The organism is Streptomyces sp. NPDC088157 (genome assembly GCF_044741545.1).
Lineage (GTDB): Bacteria > Actinomycetota > Actinomycetes > Streptomycetales > Streptomycetaceae > Streptomyces.
The window spans coordinates 463,987-481,458 of the sequence record NZ_JBIUSU010000006.1 but is presented as its reverse complement, the minus strand read 5'-3'; the positions used below and the strand labels follow the sequence as shown (position 1 = coordinate 481,458).

14 protein-coding genes and 2 pseudogenes are annotated in these 17,472 nt (G+C 69.3%); 11 read left to right on the top strand and 5 right to left on the bottom strand.

The window, feature by feature from the left end; genetic code table 11:
• Window positions 1–232: 232 nt before the first annotated feature.
• Window positions 233–370 (bottom strand): annotated as a pseudogene (locus tag ACIPFH_RS26090) (hypothetical protein); the annotation flags it as partial.
• Window positions 371–509: 139 nt separating this feature from the next.
• Window positions 510–893 (bottom strand): annotated as a pseudogene (locus ACIPFH_RS26085) (hemerythrin domain-containing protein); the annotation flags it as partial.
• A 250-nt stretch (window positions 894–1,143) separates the two neighbouring features.
• Here ACIPFH_RS26085 and ACIPFH_RS26080 point away from each other — a divergent pair.
• Both ACIPFH_RS26080 and ACIPFH_RS26075 read left to right on the top strand, forming a co-directional pair.
• The gene (locus ACIPFH_RS26080) at window positions 1,144–1,563 is read left to right on the top strand and encodes an ester cyclase (RefSeq protein WP_356257908.1); all 420 of its coding nucleotides are present in this window, start codon (window positions 1,144–1,146) and stop codon (window positions 1,561–1,563) included.
• Between the two features lie 252 nt (window positions 1,564–1,815).
• Window positions 1,816–2,040, top strand: coding sequence for a hypothetical protein (locus ACIPFH_RS26075; protein WP_401829932.1), 225 nt, complete (start codon window positions 1,816–1,818; stop codon window positions 2,038–2,040).
• Window positions 2,041–2,076: 36 nt separating this feature from the next.
• Here ACIPFH_RS26075 and ACIPFH_RS26070 read toward each other — a convergent pair whose 3' ends face one another.
• The gene (locus ACIPFH_RS26070; RefSeq protein WP_401829930.1) at window positions 2,077–2,730 is read right to left on the bottom strand and encodes a TetR/AcrR family transcriptional regulator; all 654 of its coding nucleotides are present in this window, start codon (window positions 2,728–2,730) and stop codon (window positions 2,077–2,079) included.
• A 496-nt stretch (window positions 2,731–3,226) separates the two neighbouring features.
• Between ACIPFH_RS26070 and ACIPFH_RS26065 the strand changes: the two genes are divergently transcribed.
• The 3 genes from ACIPFH_RS26065 to ACIPFH_RS26055 all read left to right on the top strand — a co-directional run bounded on the left by ACIPFH_RS26065 (window position 3,227) and on the right by ACIPFH_RS26055 (window position 6,268).
• A complete protein-coding gene (locus tag ACIPFH_RS26065; RefSeq protein WP_401829927.1) occupies window positions 3,227–4,618 on the top strand; it encodes a class II 3-deoxy-7-phosphoheptulonate synthase in 1,392 nt (463 codons plus the stop codon).
• A 95-nt stretch (window positions 4,619–4,713) separates the two neighbouring features.
• Entirely contained in the window at window positions 4,714–5,190 is a 477-nt protein-coding gene (locus ACIPFH_RS26060) for a winged helix-turn-helix transcriptional regulator (RefSeq protein ID WP_401829926.1), read from the top strand.
• A gap of 16 nt (window positions 5,191–5,206) precedes the next feature.
• Window positions 5,207–6,268, top strand: a complete 1,062-nt coding sequence (locus ACIPFH_RS26055) for an o-succinylbenzoate synthase (protein ID WP_401829923.1) — start codon at window positions 5,207–5,209, stop codon at window positions 6,266–6,268.
• A 33-nt stretch (window positions 6,269–6,301) separates the two neighbouring features.
• On the opposite strand, the gene ACIPFH_RS26050 is transcribed toward ACIPFH_RS26055, so the two are convergent.
• Together ACIPFH_RS26050 and ACIPFH_RS26045 are read right to left on the bottom strand one after the other, a co-directional pair.
• Window positions 6,302–7,705: an adenylosuccinate lyase family protein gene (locus ACIPFH_RS26050; protein WP_401829921.1), complete on the bottom strand. Its 1,404-nt coding sequence runs from the start codon at window positions 7,703–7,705 to the stop codon at window positions 6,302–6,304.
• Window positions 7,702–9,897: an FAD/NAD(P)-binding protein gene (locus tag ACIPFH_RS26045; protein WP_401829919.1), complete on the bottom strand. Its 2,196-nt coding sequence runs from the start codon at window positions 9,895–9,897 to the stop codon at window positions 7,702–7,704. The genes ACIPFH_RS26050 and ACIPFH_RS26045 overlap by 4 nt, the downstream gene beginning before the upstream one ends.
• A gap of 427 nt (window positions 9,898–10,324) precedes the next feature.
• Here ACIPFH_RS26045 and ACIPFH_RS26040 point away from each other — a divergent pair, with 427 nt between their 5' ends.
• From ACIPFH_RS26040 to ACIPFH_RS26015, 6 genes are read left to right on the top strand one after another with little or no spacing between them, the layout of a single operon-like run.
• The gene (locus ACIPFH_RS26040; RefSeq protein ID WP_356259597.1) at window positions 10,325–10,882 is read left to right on the top strand and encodes an NAD(P)H-dependent oxidoreductase; all 558 of its coding nucleotides are present in this window, start codon (window positions 10,325–10,327) and stop codon (window positions 10,880–10,882) included.
• Window positions 10,882–12,444 carry an AMP-binding protein gene (locus tag ACIPFH_RS26035; RefSeq protein WP_401829916.1) on the top strand — a complete coding sequence of 521 codons (1,563 nt, stop codon included), beginning with the start codon at window positions 10,882–10,884 and terminating at the stop codon, window positions 12,442–12,444. Before ACIPFH_RS26040 ends, ACIPFH_RS26035 begins: the two co-directional genes overlap by 1 nt.
• The gene (gene menD / locus ACIPFH_RS26030; RefSeq protein WP_401829914.1) at window positions 12,434–14,191 is read left to right on the top strand and encodes a 2-succinyl-5-enolpyruvyl-6-hydroxy-3-cyclohexene-1-carboxylic-acid synthase; all 1,758 of its coding nucleotides are present in this window, start codon (window positions 12,434–12,436) and stop codon (window positions 14,189–14,191) included. Before ACIPFH_RS26035 ends, menD begins: the two co-directional genes overlap by 11 nt.
• Window positions 14,192–14,208: 17 nt before the next feature.
• Window positions 14,209–15,180 carry a 1,4-dihydroxy-2-naphthoyl-CoA synthase gene (locus ACIPFH_RS26025; RefSeq protein ID WP_401829912.1) on the top strand — a complete coding sequence of 324 codons (972 nt, stop codon included), beginning with the start codon at window positions 14,209–14,211 and terminating at the stop codon, window positions 15,178–15,180.
• Between the two features lie 10 nt (window positions 15,181–15,190).
• Window positions 15,191–16,369, top strand: coding sequence for an AMP-binding protein (locus ACIPFH_RS26020; RefSeq protein ID WP_401829909.1), 1,179 nt, complete (start codon window positions 15,191–15,193; stop codon window positions 16,367–16,369).
• Window position 16,370: 1 nt separating this feature from the next.
• The gene (locus ACIPFH_RS26015) at window positions 16,371–17,471 is read left to right on the top strand and encodes an alkene reductase (RefSeq protein WP_401829907.1); all 1,101 of its coding nucleotides are present in this window, start codon (window positions 16,371–16,373) and stop codon (window positions 17,469–17,471) included.
• Window position 17,472: the final 1 nt, after the last annotated feature.

The following is a 17,472-nucleotide window of genomic DNA, read 5'->3' as shown; positions in this document are numbered from 1 at the left end:
GATGCTGCCCGGGTCCCGCTCACTCGATGGTGCTGCGCTCCGATCGGGTGCGGGCGGAGAAGCGCTGGAGGCGGCCGTGGCCCGGGCGGCGCGGGCCGCGAGGCGACCCGTGCCGGGAGGCGGCCCGCAGGGTTGCCGACGGGATCGAGGCCATGCCCGGGCCGGCCGGGACGGTCGCGGGGTTCGCCGAGTGCGTCCGCTGACCGGTCCCGGTACGCACCACGCCCCGCGCTCAAAGGCGAGCGCGGGGCGTGGTGCGTACCGGGATGTCAGGCCGTGGCGCGGACCCGGCGCAGGGTGCGGGCGTACAGCGGCGGACCCAGCAGGCGCCATAGCAGGCGGACGGGTGCGGGCAGACCGCCGAGCATGAGTGCGCGTTCGCGCTCGTCGGCGTCCTCCATGACCATGCCGAAGAACTTCAGCAGCTTGCTCTTGGGGGTGTTCTGCACGAAGTGATCGCCCAGTGCGTCGAACTCCTTCGCGGTGAGGAAACGCTCGGCGAGGGGCAGCAGGTGTGCCTCCTCGTCGTCGAGGTGCTCGACGAGCACGGTGCGGTGCTCCTCCAGCGCGGCCACGAGGAGGTCGCGGGTCTCCGCGTCCGCTGTGGGCGCCCACCGGGTGGCCAGGGTGTCGACTGCGGCGAGGGACTCGACGATCCTCTCGTGCTCAGCCTCCATGCGCAGGACGACGTCGCGCTCGAGCCCGACCCGGGTGAGCATCAGCGGCCACAGCAGTTCGTCCTCACCCTCGTGGTGATGGATCAGCCCGATACGTACGTCGGCCAGGTGCTCGGCGAGGACGGCGGCGCGCTTGACATCCCCCGGGGCGACCGCGGCGATCATCTCACCGAGCAGCCGGATCTCCCGCCGGAAGACACGGTGGACGATCCTCATGTCCTGGGCGTCGAACCCGCCGAACCCGGAGTCGCTCTGGGGAGCTGGTGACTGGCCGGACGTGGAGGAGGCCATGGGCGCGTTCCTTTCGTGGGGGTACCGGACTCATGAACCGGGATTGTTCCCATCTTGGCCCGGGAGCACTCGAGCCCCGCTCGAGCCGTGGGCGATGAGCGTGCTCCAGGGTGGCTCGATCGCAGTTGGCGATGCTCGCACCGTTCTCCTCCGAACCCAGCCGAGAGAGGCCACTATGTCGAACGATCACCACGCGCTCATCCAGCACTTCGCAGACATGATCAACAATCATGACGTCAGCACCATGCCGGAGCACACGGCGCCCGGACACATCGACCACAACCCTGTGGTGGCCGACGGCATCGAGGCCAACCAGGCCTTCTGGGTCCAGGTGTTCGCCGCCTTCCCCGACCTGAAGGCCGTGCTGCACGACGTCATCGTGGAGGGGGACCGGGTGGCCGCGCGCCTGGAGTACACCGCGACCCACCAGGGCACGTTCCTCGGCATACCGGCGACCGGCCGCACGGTGAACTTCCAGTCCATCGACATCTGGAGGGTGGAGGACGGGCTGCTCGCCGAGCACTGGGACCAGCTGAACATGGACGACATCTTCCGGCAGCTGGGGGTCGACCCGGCGGCGGTCGCGCAGTCCTAGGTTCGTGGTCCGAGCGCCGCGCACCGGCGTGATCGGCCGGACCGCCCGGCCTCGTCGCCGCCCTCGAGCCGGGGCGCACCTCCTGGTGCCGGCTCCTGGACGCCGTCCGCCTCGACCACGCCGACGACGCCGCCGAAGTCCTCGCCGCCCAACTGCGCGGGGTGGCAGACGACTCGACCGACCAGAACCGGCGGCCTCGGGAAGATGCCGGCGTCCTCATCGTCTGCGATGCCGGCTACCCACGCCCCACGCATGGCCCATCTCCTCGACGACCCGGTCGTCGATGGTCCTCGGGCGGCCGCGTTCGGACCGGGTGACGCGCAGCCCGCCACCCGGTCGACCGCGTTGCCGCAGGGCGGACGGATCCCCGAGCACGGGCCGGAGTTCGGCCCGGCCGGGCCGGGGATCCGCACCCCCCGAAGCCGGGCCCGCCGGACCTGGCTGATCATCGCCGCCCGCACACATGCTCCGGCGTGATCATCCGCCCGCCATGCGAACATTTCTGATTGGTCGTCAGTCGCCCGTCACGCGGTCCACCAGATCGCACCACCCGTGCTCCAGCCGCGGCAGGGGCACCCCACGCTGCCGGGTCAGATGGTGGACCAGGACCGGGCTGAGGTAGCCCAGCAGCGTGTGGCCGAGAAGATCGTGGTCCGCGGCCGGCACGGCCTGCCGCAGCAACAGCACGACGTGACCGTGGTGGACACGGCGGACCGGCGCGGAGTGCCGGCGTTCCGGGCCGGGCTCGGCCGCCAGTTGCAGGTCCATTTCGTCGACGCAGCGCCGCAGCATGGTGATGCCGAACGCGCGCAGCCGCTCCACCGGCGGCGCACCGGGTCCGAGCGGCGGGGGGCCGGTAAGGAACGCGGCCTGCATCCTCTGCTCGGAGTCGTCGAGGAGCGCCGTCAGCAGACCGTTGCGGTCGCCGAAGCGGCGGAAGACCGTCCCCTTGCCGACCTGCGCCGCAGCCGCCACCCCCTCCATCGTCACCCCGTCCACGCCGTGCTCGGCGATCAGCCGGGCGGCGGCGTCCAGTAGCCGGGCCCGGTTGCGTGCCGCGTCGGCGCGCAGGAACGGCTTGTCGCCGACAGGCCCGAGCTGAATCAGCACCTGGGGCTCGCCTACGCTCTCCGCGGATTCCGGACGGGGCGGCACTAAGCTCGACATGAACTCACTGTAAATCGAGGGGAATACGACAGGACCGCGATCCGGTCACGGCGGGTCGTGCCGGCCGCTCCAGGAGGGGTCCCCCGAGGCGGTCCGGGACGATGCCGTACTCGCGTTCGCGGTCGTCGTGCCGATGCGGCGGCGGCTCCTCGTGGGCGGGCGGGTTCAGCCGGCTCAGTGGCGGCGGGCCGGTTGACCAGCCATTGGCCGGTGAGCGCTTCGGCGCCGTCAGGCCATTCGCGGCGTTCCGTGAGACTCGTGCCCTCTGCGCGGCTGACCGCGCCCGAGGGACACACACCGCCCGGGAGTATTCGAGGTCGACTCAAGGGGGGCACCACCCGAGGCGGCGAGACTACCGGTCAACCACCACTGCCCTTCCTCCCGAGGAGACAGAAGATGGCAAGCGGACGCATCCGTCGTGTGCTCATCGCCGGTGGCGGCAGACGCACCCCATCAGCACTGATCTCATCCGACGCAGAATGAGGCACAGTCAACGATGAACACCGCCCAGGCCGGCATGATCCTGCACCTCGACCGCCGGACGCATGCTGCCCAGCAGCCCGACTGGCCGGACACGGACGTGTTGCGTGCGGTGACCTCCGAACTGGCCGCGTACCCCCCGCTCGTCTTCGCCGGTGAATGCGATCGGCTGCGCCACCAACTGGCCGCGGTGACCCGCGGCGAGGCCTTTCTGCTCCAGGGTGGCGACTGCGCGGAGACGTTCGGCGGCGTGTCCACCGACCAGGTGCGCGACAAGGTCAAGACCCTGTTGCAGATGTCTGTCGTACTGGCGTACGCCACCTCGGTGCCAGTGATCAAGGTCGGCAGGATGGCCGGCCAGTACTCCAAGCCGCGTTCCCGCCCGGTCGAGGTGCGTGGCGGCGTCGAACTGCCCGTCTACCGAGGGGACGCGGTCAACGGGCTCGACTTCACCCGTGAGGCACGCACCCCGGATCCCGAGCGGCTGAAACGGATGTACCACGCTTCCACGGTGACCCTGAACCAGATCCGGGCCATCACCACGGGCGGCTACGCCGATCTGCGCCAGGTACACGAGTGGAACCGGGACTTCGTGGCGAGCTCCCCGGTCGGCGAGCGCTACGAGCGCATCGCCCGGGAGATCGACAACGCACTCGCTTTCCTGGCGGCCTGCGGAGCGGACCCGGCGGAGTTCCGGTCCACCGACTTCTTCACCAGCCACGAGGCGCTGCTGCTCGACTACGAGGTCGCGCTCACCCGCGTCGACTCACGCACGGGACTGCTGTACGACACCTCGGCCCACATGGTCTGGATCGGCGAGCGCACCCGTCAACTGAACGGCGCCCACATCGAGTTCGCGTCGCGGGTGCGCAACCCCATCGGGGTCAAGCTGGGTCCCTCCACCACACCGCGGGACGCTGTCGCACTGGTCGAGCGGTTGAATCCGAACAACGAGCCGGGCCGGCTGTCCTTCATCGCCCGCATGGGGTGCGACCGGGTCCGCGACGTGCTCCCCGGGCTTGTCGAGTCCGTGAAGGCCGCCGGCGCTCAGGTCGCCTGGATCTGCGACCCGATGCACGGCAACACCTTCGAGGCCTCCTCCACGCACAAGACCCGCCGCTTCGACGACATCCTGGACGAGGTCAAGGGCTTCTTCGAGGTGCACAGGTCGCTCGCGACCCATCCCGGCGGCATCCACATCGAGTTGACGGGGGACGACGTCACCGAATGCCTGGGCGGCGGCGACGAGATCCTCGTGGACCAGCTGCACCGGCGCTACGAGACGGCCTGCGACCCGCGTCTGAACCGCTGTCAGTCGCTCGACCTGGCCTTCCAGGCCGCTGAGCTGTACCGGGACCGGAACGCCTCCATCCTGCCGCGCCCGTCGTCCGTCCCGGTCGCGGCCTGAACGGTCCGGCCACCCGTGACAGACCGGAGCATGCCGCGTGATCACCCGCACCGCACCCATATGTCAGACAGCAGGGCACCGACCTGGGAGTTCACATGACCATGACCGTATCTGTGCGGGAACAAGACCTTCCACCAGAGACCGAGCGCGAGGGCAGGCCGGGGGACGATCCGGGGGACGACACCCCGGTACGGGCACGATGGCTGCTGGACATCCTGGCCACGAAGTGGACGCCCATCGTCCTCCATCTGCTGAACGAGCAGTCGCCCATGCGCTCGGGTGAGTTGCGCCGGTCGGTGCCGGGGGTCAGCCAGAAGGTGCTGACGACGACACTGCGAAATCTGGAACGTGACGGCCTGGTGATGCGCCAGAACTACCTCGAAACGCCGCTGAGGGTGGAGTACCGCATCACCGAACTCGGCGCGAGCCTGATACCCATCATCTTCTCCCTGGAGGCCTGGGCCGAGGAGAACATCGCGGAGGTGCTCGCACGCCGCACGCTGCACGGAGGTGTCGGACAGGTGCGTCTTCCGGGCCGGACTCCGGCTTCCACGACGGCCTGGACCGCTTGAACCGGTCGGCCTTCCTGTGGCCGAGCCGACAGAAGGCTCCTTTCCCCCTGCCCGGAGAAGAGGCGTTCGCAGCCCGATGAATGATGCCATCGCGTTCGCAACGGCACACGTCTATGCCATCCCCCTGCCCACCCCGTTCAGGGGAATCGACGTCCGCGAAGGCGTGCTGGTACGCGGCCCGCTCGGGTGGGGCGAATTCTGTCCCTTTCCCGAGTACGGCGATCGCGAAGCCGCGGCCTGGCTCGGCACGGCCGTCGAGCAGATCACCCTCGGCTGGCCGGAGCCGGTCCGCGACCGTGTTCCGGTCAACGCCATCGTGCCGGCGGTCGGACCCGAGCGTGCCTTCGAGATCGTCGCCCGCTCCGGGTGCCGGACGGCCAAGGTCAAGACCGCCGACCACCCCGATTCACTCTCCGAGGACCTCGCCAGGGTGGAAGCCGTCCGTGCCGCTCTCGGTCCCGCTGGCAACATCCGCATCGACGCCAACGGCCGCTGGGACGTCGACACGGCCATCGCCCGCATCAAACGGATCGACCGCGCCGCGGGCGGCCTGGAGTACGTCGAACAACCCTGCCGGACCATCGATGAGTTGGCCGCGGTCCGCCGCAGGACCAACGTGCGTATCGCCGCTGACGAGTCCATCCGCCGTGCCGACGATCCGCTGAGGGTGGCCGTCGCCGGCGCCGCCGACATCGCGGTGATCAAATGCACCCCGCTCGGCGGCGTGCGCCGGGCCCTGCGGGTGGCCGAGGCCTGCGGACTGCCCTGCGTCGTGTCGTCCGCGCTCGAGACAAGCGTCGGACTCGCCGCCCAGCTCGCCCTCGCCGGCGCCCTGCCGGAACTCGACTTCGCCTGCGGGCTGGGTACTCTGAGCCTGCTGAACGGCGACAGCGTGTCCGAAACCCATGCGTTGCGGCCCGTCAACGGCTACCTTCCGGTTCCTCGCACGCCACCCGTGCCCGACCCGACGCGGCTCGACCTCTTCCAGCCCGCCGATCCCCGACGGATCGCGTGGTGGCGCGACCGCCTGGCCCGGGTGAGTGCGTTGCCAGGGCTGCCTCTCGCGCCGTCCTCGTGACCGACGGGGCAACGGCTGCCGAACGGAACGAGCTCAGCCCAGCGCCCGATCCACCAGATTCCCCGCGGCTCCCGTGTAGTCCGTCGGATCACACAGCGCGTCGAGCTCCGCAGGCGTGAACACCTCGGCCGACTCCGGCGCCTTCAACAGTTCCTGCGCCAGCGACGTGCCGTGCCGCGCGGCGTCCGCGGATGCCGCTGCCAGCATTCTCCTGGCGGTCTCCTTGCCGAACCGGGGCGCCAACAGCGCCGTCAGCCGCTCGGAGATCACCTGGCTACCGGTGATGTCGAGATTGCTGCGCATCCGGCCGGTACACACAACGAGCCCTTCGGCCAGTTCAACCGCCGTGTGCGCGGCGCCCCCGGTCAGCCGCAGCGCCTCCCGGAGGAGCTGCCACTCGGCGTGCCATGTCCCGCCGGACCGCTCGTCCTCGGACACCAGGCACTGGGTGAGACCGGTCGCGACCACCGGAACCTGGAGCGCCGCACTGCGGATCAGCGTCGCCAGCACCGGGTTGCGCTTGTGAGGCATGGCGGACGACACACCTCGGCCGGCAGCGGACGGCTCCGCCACTTCGGCGATCTCCGTTCGGCCCAGAGTCTGCACGTCCACCGCCAGTTTGCCGAGCGCGCCCGCAGTGAACGCGAGTGCCGCCGCGAGATCGGCGATCGGAGTGCGCAACGCGTGCCACGGCAGAAGTGGACGGGCGAGGCCGGTCTCCGCGGCGAATCCGTCAAGGAGCCGATCCGCGTACTCCCCGGACCGCACGGCATCCGCGTCGGCCCCGTCCACCTTCGCGTACTCCACATAGCCTGCGAGTGTTCCCGCCGCCCCGCCCAGAGAGACCCACAACCCGTCCTCCAGCAGCCGGCCGAGACGGACGTCGGCCTGGAACAGCAACTCCCGCCAGCCCGCCGCCTTCAGACCGAACGTGGTGGGCACCGCCTGCAGCGCGAGTGTTCGTCCGGCCATGGGTGTGTCGCGATGCCGCCGGGCCAGTACCGCGAGGGCGTCGACCGTGCGCCGCAGATCGCCCCGGATGATGCGCAGGGCCCGTGCCGCGACCAGCATCGCGCCCGTGTCGAAGATGTCCTGGCTGGTCGAGCCGCGGTGCACGTACTCGGCCGCCGCGGGGTCGACCGCCGCGACCAGCCGAGTCAGCTCACGTATGAGCCCCACCACGGGGTTTGCCGTCTCACGGGACTCGACCGCGATGGCTCGTATGTCGAACCGCTCCGCACGCGCCACCGCGCTGATCTCGGCGGCGGCCGAGTGCGGCACCGTGCCGAGGGCGGCCTGGGTCCGGACGAGCGCGACCTCCGCGTCCAGCATGGCTTGGAGCCACGCGCGATCGCTCACCGCGGACTCCACCTCCGTACCGGCCCGCACGGGCGAGAGGAGGCCCGTATCGCCCTGTGCGTCGAACGGTGTGGTCATGAACGTATCTCCATGTGGCTGTCCTCGGTTCGGGCCGTGGCCGTGGCCGTGGCCGTGGCCGTGGCCGTGGCCGTGGCCGTGGCCGTGGCCACGGCGGTGGCCGTGGCTGGGGGCGCGGCAAGTACGGCACGGGCAATGGCGTCGGCATCGCCGAGGCTCACGGAGTCGACGCCGGGCCGCACCGCGGCCGCCGTGACCCAGTGCACGGACTCCGTGGGCACTCCGTACGCGAACAGCCGCTCATTGACGCGGCCCTGCGCATCAAGGACCCGGCAGGGGCGACGCGTCACGGCAAGACCGCCGGTTTCGTAGGAGACGGCGCAGCTCCCCTCGATCCGGAACGGCGTGATGTAGCCGTCCTCCAGGAGCTGTCGCATGAGCGGGTCGGCGGGGCGCCGCACATCGGGCTCGGGCAGCCGGGCCTCGACCAGAACGCGCGCCTCGATGGGCGGCCCGGTGATCTCGGGCGAATCGCACACGAATGCCCGCGCCGCGGAATCGACCCGGATGCCGGCCCCCGGGCCGCTCAGGCGCAGCACACCGGCCTGGATCAGCGCCATCATCTGCTTGATCCGGAAGGCCGGCGGACCGATCGACAGGAAGGCGTTGAGCGGCGTGTACCACCCGTCGAGCTCGTCACGGTGCGAGTTGCCGTCGAGCCCACCGTGGTCCACGGCGAGCCGGACCTCGTTGCGAAGATCGCGCAGCACATCGAGCGCGGCCTTGAGCGGGTTGCTCACATTGCCGCCCAGGGCGTGCCGTACGTCCTCTTCCAAGTAGTCCATCAGCCAGGCATGGAAATCGTCTCGATCGGCGAACTTCCGTCCGAAACAGGGGCGCGAGACCCGCTCCCAGTCCCAGCGGCTCTCTCCGGGAAAACCGTAGGCATCCAGGATCTCGACCCTGTGCTCCTCCTGCGCGGCGGCCAGATACAGCTCGACGAACGCCTTCCGGTCCGCGCTTCGGCCCCACCTCTCAAGGAGGGTGCTGTAGTAGACGCTTTCCACTTCACGGGCGATGAGAGGCCAGATGTCGACGCCGAAGTACACGCGGTCACCGTCCTCGGCCCGCTTGCGCAGATCCGCCAGGAACGCCTCGGTGAGCAGCCGGGGAAAGTACCGTCCGTGCGGTCCCTTCTCGTTCTCGCCCCGCGCCTGGTAGGGAACGCCTCGGCGCGAGGTGGCGAACAGCCGGGGTTCACGACCGGACGGCTCGTACACCAGTTTCTCGCCGTGCGGTACGAACCGGCCGCCGCGCCCACTCGTGAGCAGGGCCATGTGGTCGAAGAAGCACAGCCCCAGCCCGCGCAGCAGAACGTTCTCGCCGGCCCCGATGAAGCCGAGGTCCAGATCGGCCGGACTGGCTGGTGGGACGTAGGTGAGACCGTGCTCCTCCGCCTGTGCGGCCAGGAGTCGCTCCTTGCGGCTCGGCTCGGCGTCGACATGACCCTGCGAGAGAATCACCGAGTCGAGCCCCTCGATCAGCCGGCCGTTCTCCAGCAGTACGCTCTGCGTCGCCGCTCCGTCCTGGCCTCCGTCCTGGCCTCCGTCCTGAACTCCGTCCTGAACTCCGTTCAGTGCGACGGCACGGGTGTAGTGCATGACGATGTCCACCTGAGGCGGGGCTCCCAGGCATATCCGGGCGAACATCTCGCGCAGGTAGCTGCCGAAGAAGGCACGGGTCGGGTAGGAGTCGGGACCCAGGTTCCGGGCTTCGGCAAGGGTCTGTTCGCCCCCGGCGGGAACTGCCGCCCCAGAGGATTTCCTCAGCTCCTCGGCCCACTCGTACAGGCTGGGGCCGGGTTCCACCGGCCCTTCGAGGGAGACGCTGTCGTCCGTGAACACGGTGATCTGGCAGGCTACGGTGTTCATGAGCAGAAGCCGCGACTGATCGGTGCGCCATACGGCGCCCGCGCCGGCCGGATAGGGATCGACCAGGTACACCCGCACGTTCGAACTCGACGGCAGGTGGCGTGCGTTGGCACAGAGCCGCTCCAGTACCGACAGTCCGCGCGGTCCGACTCCAACGATGCAGAGCGACAGATGCTTGATGGACACGGTTACACCACTCCTGCTGGTGGACTGAGAAGATAAGGGCCGCAACGACACCGCTCGTGATCGACACAGGACCGCGGGCGGACTCGCGACGGTCCGCTTTCCGGTGATGTCGCCGGTCCACTGCTCGCCCGGCAAGGGCGGCCATATCAAGCCGAATTCGAGTCCTGGAAGTCCCCGATCGTCGGCGCCGGCCGCGTCGGCACGGCCGCGGTCGAGTATCGATGGAGTTTCTCGGTACAACGGCGACAAGTGACCCGTCGGTCTTTCATTCGCCCCGGAAATCCGGCGACTTCGAGCCGCGCGAGCGGGAGCGCGGTCAGCAACCGGAACGGCCGACGCAAAGTGTCACTTCCTCATGCTCTGCAGATTCGTGACGGCCGACAAGTAGGCACTTCGAAGTGCCTATGGCTCAGCGAGGGGCAGGTACTTGAAAGTTCCTACTTGCCGAACGCTTCGCGCTCGCCAATCATCTTTACCGATACCACCCTCTGCGCACGGGACGGCAAGAGGTCCGCGCTGTGCATCGAGATTCACGACGCCTGTAATTCGGGGAGCAAAACCAATGAAGATCCTGTTCATTTACCACAGCTTCACCGGCAACGTGCACCAGCTCGCCCGGGCGGGTGCTGATCACGCCGAGGCGCTCGGGCATGACGTCGCAGTCCACCGACTGTGCGAGATCGACGAACCGGACCGCACGGCGGAGATCCACAAGGCGGCTCTCGCCGACCTGGCCGACGCCGACATCGTTCTGTGGGGCACGCCGGGGCGCTACGGGAGCATGTCGGCTCCGATGAAGTACTTCATCGACCAGACGCTGGACCTGCACATGGCGGGGCTGTTGGCGAACAAGTTCATGACGACGTTCGTCTCCACCGCCACCAACCACGGCGGACAGGAAAGCACCGTCCTGTCGTTGAACAACGTCTTCTACCACTGGGGTGCGGTCATCGTGCCGGCGGGAGTGACCAAGCCGGAACAGCTGACACCGCTCAATCAGAATCCCTACGGGATCTCATCGGTCTCCGGACGTCAGCCGGACAACGTACCCGAGGAGAACCGCGTGGCCATGCGCTATCTCATCGACCGCATCGTGTCTATTGTCGGAGGTATCCGCTGATGCTCCCGCTCAAGGAGCTCTTCAAGCCAAAGTCCAGTCCGCTCTATCTGTTCGAGAACTTCCGCGCGGCGGCGGACGCACACCCTGCGTCGATGATCCACCTCGACGCGCCGCAGCCGGCGTTTCCCGAGCTCGGACTGCACGTGACCTACGACGATGCGGCCGCGGCCGTCGCCCAGTGCGGCGAGCAGGTCATCGCGCGGGGCATCGCGCCGGGTGACCATGTCGTCATCTACAAGTCCGCTCTGTTCGACAGCTACCTCCTGGCGGTGGCCGTCACCTACGCGGGTGCCGTACCCGTCATGATCTCGCCCCACCTGGACGCCCGCACGGTCACCGTGATGGCGAGCCGGCTGAAGCAGCCGTGGCTGATCCACGACGCCGAGACCGTCGAGAAGGCCGCGGACATCTCTTCGGTCGAAGACGCGCAAAAGCTCGACGCCCTCGCGATCAGGGGCACCGTGGTGGAACACCCCACGGGCGCCGGACGGAAACCGGGCGTGCTCGACATCGCCTACATGACGCACACCTCGGGGACCACGGGCATCCCCAAGCTCATCGCGCACTCTCCCACCTCGATGGGCTGGCGGGTCACCTGGCAGCGCCGCGTCGTGTCCTTCATCGACTCGAACGGCCTGGTCGCCTTCCACATCTCCCCGGTGCACAGCCGGTTCAACATCGGCATCTCGTCCCTCATGTCCTACGGGCACTCGTTCCTGAACATCGGTGATCCGCAGGAAGCCAACGTCGAGGCCGTCCTGCGCAAGTACCGCCCCATCGCCCTGGAGTCGCACCCGAACCACCTCGTGCGGTGGACGTCCGTCCTGGACCGCGACCCCTCGGTCTTCTCCAGTGTCAAGTACCTGCATTCGACCTTCGACGCCGTCAACAAGGGCACGATGCTCAAGTACCTCAACGCGTCGTCCCACCGGATGCCTGTCTACCTGCAGGTCTACGGGCAGAGCGAATGCGGTCCCATGGTGCTGCGCCCGCATACGCGAACAACGCTGCGCTTCAGTGACGCCCGGTGGATGGGCATCGGCATGCCGAAGCTCACCCGCGTCCGGGTCGTCGACGAGTCGGGCAACCCGGTGCCGCGCGGTCAGCAGGGCGCCATCGAGATGTTCTCCCGCGGTCGCGCGGTCACCTACTACGGTGAGGAAGAGCGCTTCGAGCAGAACCTGCGTGACGGCTGGTGGAACAGCGGGGACCAGGGCGAGATGGGATTCGCCGGCCAAGTCGCCCTGCACGACCGGCAGGTGGACCTGATCGATGACGTCAGGAGCACACTGGCCATCGAGGACGCGCTCCTGGACAAGCTGTCGTTCCTGAACGAGGTCGTCCTGGTCCGCACGCCGGGCGGTGACCCGCAGCCCGTGGTCTCGGTCGTCACCGGGCACGAGATGGACTGGGACGCGTGGTGGACCGGTGTGGCCGACTTGCCGATGCTCGAGACGCCAGTGGTCCTGCCGTTCGACAGGTTCCCCCGCACCGCCACCATGAAGATCCAGCGCAATCGGCTGGAGGAGCTGCTGCGGACCGAGACCACCCATGTGGCCTGAGTCCGCCGCGCGGGCCTCGGCCCCGTCCGTGATCGCGGCGGTCGTCGTCGACGAGCTCGTCCGGGGCGGGATCGACACGTTCGTCTACTGCCCCGGATCCAGGAACGGCCCCATCGGGTTCGAACTGTCCCGGCGGGAAGCCGCGGGGGACCTCAAGCTCCATGTCCGACTGGACGAGCGGTCGGCCGCCTTTCTCGCCCTCGGCATGACGAAGGCGAACGGCATCCCGACCGCGGTCGTCACCACGTCGGGTACGGCGGTGGCGAACCTGCTGCCCGCCGTGACGGAGGCCAACTACTCGCGGATCCCGCTCGTTATGGTGACGGCCAACCGCCCGCTCGCGGAGCTCGGCGCCGGGGCGTCACAGACCGTCGAGCAGACCCAGTTGCTCACCTCGCAGGTGCGCCACGTTCAGCACCTGCAGGTCGGGGCGGAACCGGACGCGGACATGAACGCGACGGTGCGCTCGCAGATCTGTCACACCCTGGCGATCGGACGCGGGCGGCTCCACGGGCGCCCCGGGCCGGTGCAGATCGATGTGCCCCTGCCGTCCGGGCTCCCGCCGGCGAGCAGGTCCGTGCCGTTCCCGAGCGGTCGTGCGGAAGGGCAGCCGTGGATCCGGACCGCCACGCGCGACCGCGGGGCGGCGGCACCACACGGCATCGACCTGAGCCGCCGTACGATCCTCGTCGCGGGTGACGGCGCGGACCTGAGCACCGTGCCCGAGACCGTCCCCTGCGTCGTGGAACCGACCGTCGACGCCGGCGGCCGCGGAACCCTGCATCCCTGGGTGCTGGACCGCATACGGCCGGAACAGGTCGTGGTGTGCGGTCGTCCGACACTGCACCGACAGGTCGGGGTGCTGCTGGCCCGCCACGACGTCACCACGGTCCTCGTCGGCGACGGGGACGACGACTGGATCTACGCGGCGCCGCACATCGACGTGCTGACCGCACACCCGGTGTTCGGCGGCCGGGTGAGTCCTGCCTGGGCCGAGGAACTCGAGTACGTGGACCGGGCCGCGCGCCGCGCGTGGTCGGACGTCCTGAGCGACGACGGTCATCGGCGCACCGGCCCTGGCGTCGCGAACGCGGTGCTCGCCGCGCTCGAACCCTCCGACCTGTTCTGGCTCGGGGCCTCGAACCCCGTCAGGGACGTGTCGCTGACCGGTTCCCTGCCGGACGGGGTCCGAACACTGTCCAACCGCGGTGTGGCCGGCATCGACGGCAACATCAGCGCCGCGCTGGGCGCCGCGTTGGCCTGCCCCGACCGGACGGTCGTCGCGCTCGTGGGCGACCTCACCTTCGCCCACGACGCGTCCGCCCTGCAGACCGGCGTTCTCGAGCGGATGCCGGACAACCTGATCGTCGTGGTCTCGAACGACGCCGGCGGCGGCATTTTCGAACTGCTGGAACAGGGACACCCCGTGTACAAGTCGGGTCCCTTCGGCAACACCTTCGAGCGTATCTACGGAACTCCGCAGAACGTCGACTTCGCAGCTCTGTGCGGGGCCTTCGGGATCTCCCACCTGACTGTGGAGACCGGCGAACTCGGCACCGCGCTCCGGGCGGCCCGCCGCGCGAAGCGACCGGTCGTCCTCGAAGTCCCCGTCACACGCACGACGCTGCGAAGTGTCCACGCGGCCGCACGACAGCGGGTCGACGCAGTGCTGAACCCCACCACCTCTATGGCCGGGAGCCCTGTCACGGCGGCGGACGCGGCCAGTGTGTCCGCCCTGACCAGTTGAGAAGCGGAAGTCCGAAGATGTCTGTTACCACCGAGGCCGTCACCACCACGACCGCCCCCGTCACCAACCCGTTCGACCCCTCGTGCTGGCGGACGGTCGAGGGCTTCGAGGATCTGCGCGACACAACCTACCACCGCGGTGTCGAACGCGACCCCGAGGGCGCCGTCGTGCGCGACCTGCCCTGGGTGCGGATCGCCATCGACCGTCCGCACGTGCGCAACGCGTTCCGTCCCGCGACCGTCGACGAGCTGTACCGCACCCTGGACCACGCCCGTATGTCCTCCGATGTCGGTGCGGTCGTCCTGACCGGCAACGGCCCCTCCCCCCGGGACGGCGGCTGGGCGTTCTGCTCGGGAGGCGACCAACGCGTCCGGGGACGCGACGGCTACCGCTACGCCGACGGCGAGACCGCGAAGGACATCGACCCGGCCCGTGCGGGGCGGCTGCACATCCTGGAGGTGCAGCGACTGATCCGCACCATGCCCAAGGTCGTCATCGCCGCCGTGTCGGGCTGGGCGGCCGGGGGCGGGCATTCACTGCACGTCGTCTGTGATCTCACCGTCGCCTCCCGCGAGTTCGGCAAGTTCAAGCAGACGGACGCCACCGTGGGTTCCTTCGACGCCGGCTACGGTTCCGCACTCCTGGCTCGCCAGGTGGGTCAGAAGTACGCCCGTGAGATCTTCTTCCTCGCACGCGAGATCGACGCCGACCGCATGCGCGAGATGGGGGCGGTCAACGAGGTCGTCCCGCACGCGGACCTGGAGCGCACGGCGATCGAGTACTGCCGTGACATCACGGCCCAGTCCCCGCAGGCGATCCGGATGCTGAAGTTCGCCTTCAACCTCCCCGACGACGGGATGACCGGCCAGCAGGTCTTCGCCGGAGAGGCGACCCGCCTGGCCTACATGACGGACGAGGCCTTCGAAGGACGCAACGCCTTCCTCGAGAAGCGCGCACCCGACTGGTCCGACCACCCCTACTTCTTCTGACGGAGTCGCTGTGTCGGCTGTCTCCTTACGTGCTGTCGTACTGCCCGACAATCCCGCCCAGGCCGTCGACTTCCTCATGCGCGCCGTCGAGCAGATGTACGACGGCGGTCACGCGATCGCCCCGGTCCCCGGCGCCGCCGCGGCACGGGACCTGCCCGGGACCGTTCCGGACGGCACCGGGGTGGTGCTGTCGACGTCGGGGTCGACCCGCGCTCCGAAGCGGACGGCCCTGCCGCGGAGCGCGCTCCTCGCCTCCTGTTCCGCGTCCATCCGCCGGCTCGGCGGAGCCGGTGACTGGCTGCTGTGCCTCCCCGTCGGATTCGTGGCCGGATTCCAGGTCGTCTCCCGCGCGGTCGTCAGCGGGACCCGGGTGACGACGCTCGACGGCGGGCGGTTCGACGCCGCGGCCTTCGTGGCCGCCACCAGCCGCATGGGAGCCGGCAGACGCTGCACAGCGCTGGTCCCCACCCAGGTCAAGCGACTGCTCGCGGACGCCGACGCCAGGGCAGCACTGTCGAGCTTCGACCAGGTCCTGGTGGGCGGGGCACCGCTGGACCACCCCACCGCGTCACAGCTCCGGCAGGTCACGGACTTCGTGCCCACGTACGGGATGACGGAGACCGGCGGCGGATGCGTCTACGGGGGAGTGCCCCTGGACGGGGTGCGAGTGCGGATCGTGGACGAGATCGTGCACGTCGGCGGCGACACCGTGGCGAGCACCTACCTCGGCGCCCCCGAGGAGGAGCAGAGCAGGTTCTACACCGACGGCGGCCTGCGCTGGTACCGGACCTCCGACCGCGGCCGGTGGGACGACAGCCACCGCCTGGTCCCTCTCGGCAGGATCGACGACCTCATCAACACCGGCGGGCTCAAGATCTCCGCGGGGGAGGTCGAACACGCGCTGCTCGGCGTCGGCTGGGTCGACAGCGCCGTGGTCATGGGTCTGCCCGATCGCGAGTGGGGCGAACTCGTCTGTGCCCATGTCGTCCCCCGGGCGGGGACGTCACCAGCGGACAGGGAGGTCCTCAGGGACCGGGTACGCCGGCAGCTGGGTCCGGCCGCGGTCCCCAAGAGGATCGTCTTCCACGACGCCGTCCCCCTGCTGCCGAATTCGAAGATCGACCGATCCGCGGTCCGGGCGCGACTGAGCGCCACCCCGTACGCCCAAGCACACGTCAGGGAAGGTTGACATGCCAGAAGATGTGTTCTCACCGGTGGCCCTCGGCGACATCTCCGCCGGCAACCGGCTCGTCATGTGTCCCATGACGCGTCGGCGGGCGGACGCCGACGGAACGCCCAACGACCTCATGCGGGAGTACTACCGGCAGCGTGCCTCGGCCGGTCTCGTCGTGACGGAGAGCGTCCACCCCTCACTCATCGGCAAGGCGTACTCCGGCAGCCCTCACCTGATCACCGGAAGGGACCTGGCGGCATGGGCCCGGGTGGTCGAAGCCGTCCACGGTCGAGGAGGGCGCATCGTCCTGCAGCTGATGCACGCCGGCGGCGCGGCCCAGCCCGCGGTCAACGGCGGCAGGACACCACTGGCACCCTCGGCGGTGGGTCCCCGCGAGACGGGCGCCCCCGACGGCCCGGTCAGCGACCGTCCCGTACCCCGCGCGATGACCGGCGGCGAGATCGACGCCACCGTCGAGGAGTTCGCGCACGCCGCCGCCATGGCCGTGGAGGCCGGCTTCGACGGCGTCGAGATCCACGGTGGCAACAGCTATCTCCTGCACCAGTTCCTCGGTTCGGGGACGAACCTCCGTACCGATGCCTTCGGCGGAACGGCCGAGAACCGGTGTCTGTTTCCCGTCCGGGTCGTCGAGGCCGTCGCGGGGGAGGTCGGTCACGGCCGGGTCGGGCTCAAGCTGTCTCCCGGATTCTCCGCGGACCGCACCGTGCGGGGCGACGGGCTGGACGTGTACAGCGCCTTGCTGTCGCATCCCTCGGTGCAGCGTCTCGCCTACCTCCACACGTCCTCCAGCAGCGACCGGGACGTGCTCGCCTGGATCCGTGCCCACCGGACGGGCGGATGGATCCACAACCTGGGCGCGGACCTGGAGTTGTCCTCCTCGGAACTCCTGAGCGGGATCGAGGCCGAGCTCGGCGCGGGGCCGTCCGCCGTGTCCCTGGGCCGCCTGTTCATCTCCAATCCGGATCTGCCCGAGCGTCTGCTCCACCGCGCGCCCGTAGCCGTTCCGAACCCCAAAAACTTCTACCAGGGTGAAAGTGAGGGATACACCGACTATGAGAGGTGGACCGACACAAACAGGCAGCCGATCCATACCTGAC

Excerpts from the sequence above, each read along its gene's own strand:
- ACIPFH_RS26035 (WP_401829916.1), top strand. The coding sequence starts at position 10,882 with ATGCTCCCGCTCAAGGAGCTCTTCAAGCCAAAGTCCAGTCCGCTCTAT.
- menD (WP_401829914.1), top strand. The coding sequence starts at position 12,434 with ATGTGGCCTGAGTCCGCCGCGCGGGCCTCGGCCCCGTCCGTGATCGCG.
- ACIPFH_RS26025 (WP_401829912.1), top strand. The coding sequence starts at position 14,209 with ATGTCTGTTACCACCGAGGCCGTCACCACCACGACCGCCCCCGTCACC.
- ACIPFH_RS26070 (WP_401829930.1), bottom strand. The coding sequence starts at position 2,730 with ATGTCGAGCTTAGTGCCGCCCCGTCCGGAATCCGCGGAGAGCGTAGGC.
- ACIPFH_RS26050 (WP_401829921.1), bottom strand. The coding sequence starts at position 7,705 with ATGACCACACCGTTCGACGCACAGGGCGATACGGGCCTCCTCTCGCCC.
- ACIPFH_RS26040 (WP_356259597.1), top strand. The coding sequence starts at position 10,325 with ATGAAGATCCTGTTCATTTACCACAGCTTCACCGGCAACGTGCACCAG.
- ACIPFH_RS26015 (WP_401829907.1), top strand. The coding sequence starts at position 16,371 with ATGCCAGAAGATGTGTTCTCACCGGTGGCCCTCGGCGACATCTCCGCC.
- ACIPFH_RS26080 (WP_356257908.1), top strand. The coding sequence starts at position 1,144 with ATGTCGAACGATCACCACGCGCTCATCCAGCACTTCGCAGACATGATC.
- ACIPFH_RS26075 (WP_401829932.1), top strand. The coding sequence starts at position 1,816 with ATGGCCCATCTCCTCGACGACCCGGTCGTCGATGGTCCTCGGGCGGCC.
- ACIPFH_RS26060 (WP_401829926.1), top strand. The coding sequence starts at position 4,714 with ATGACCATGACCGTATCTGTGCGGGAACAAGACCTTCCACCAGAGACC.
- ACIPFH_RS26065 (WP_401829927.1), top strand. The coding sequence starts at position 3,227 with ATGAACACCGCCCAGGCCGGCATGATCCTGCACCTCGACCGCCGGACG.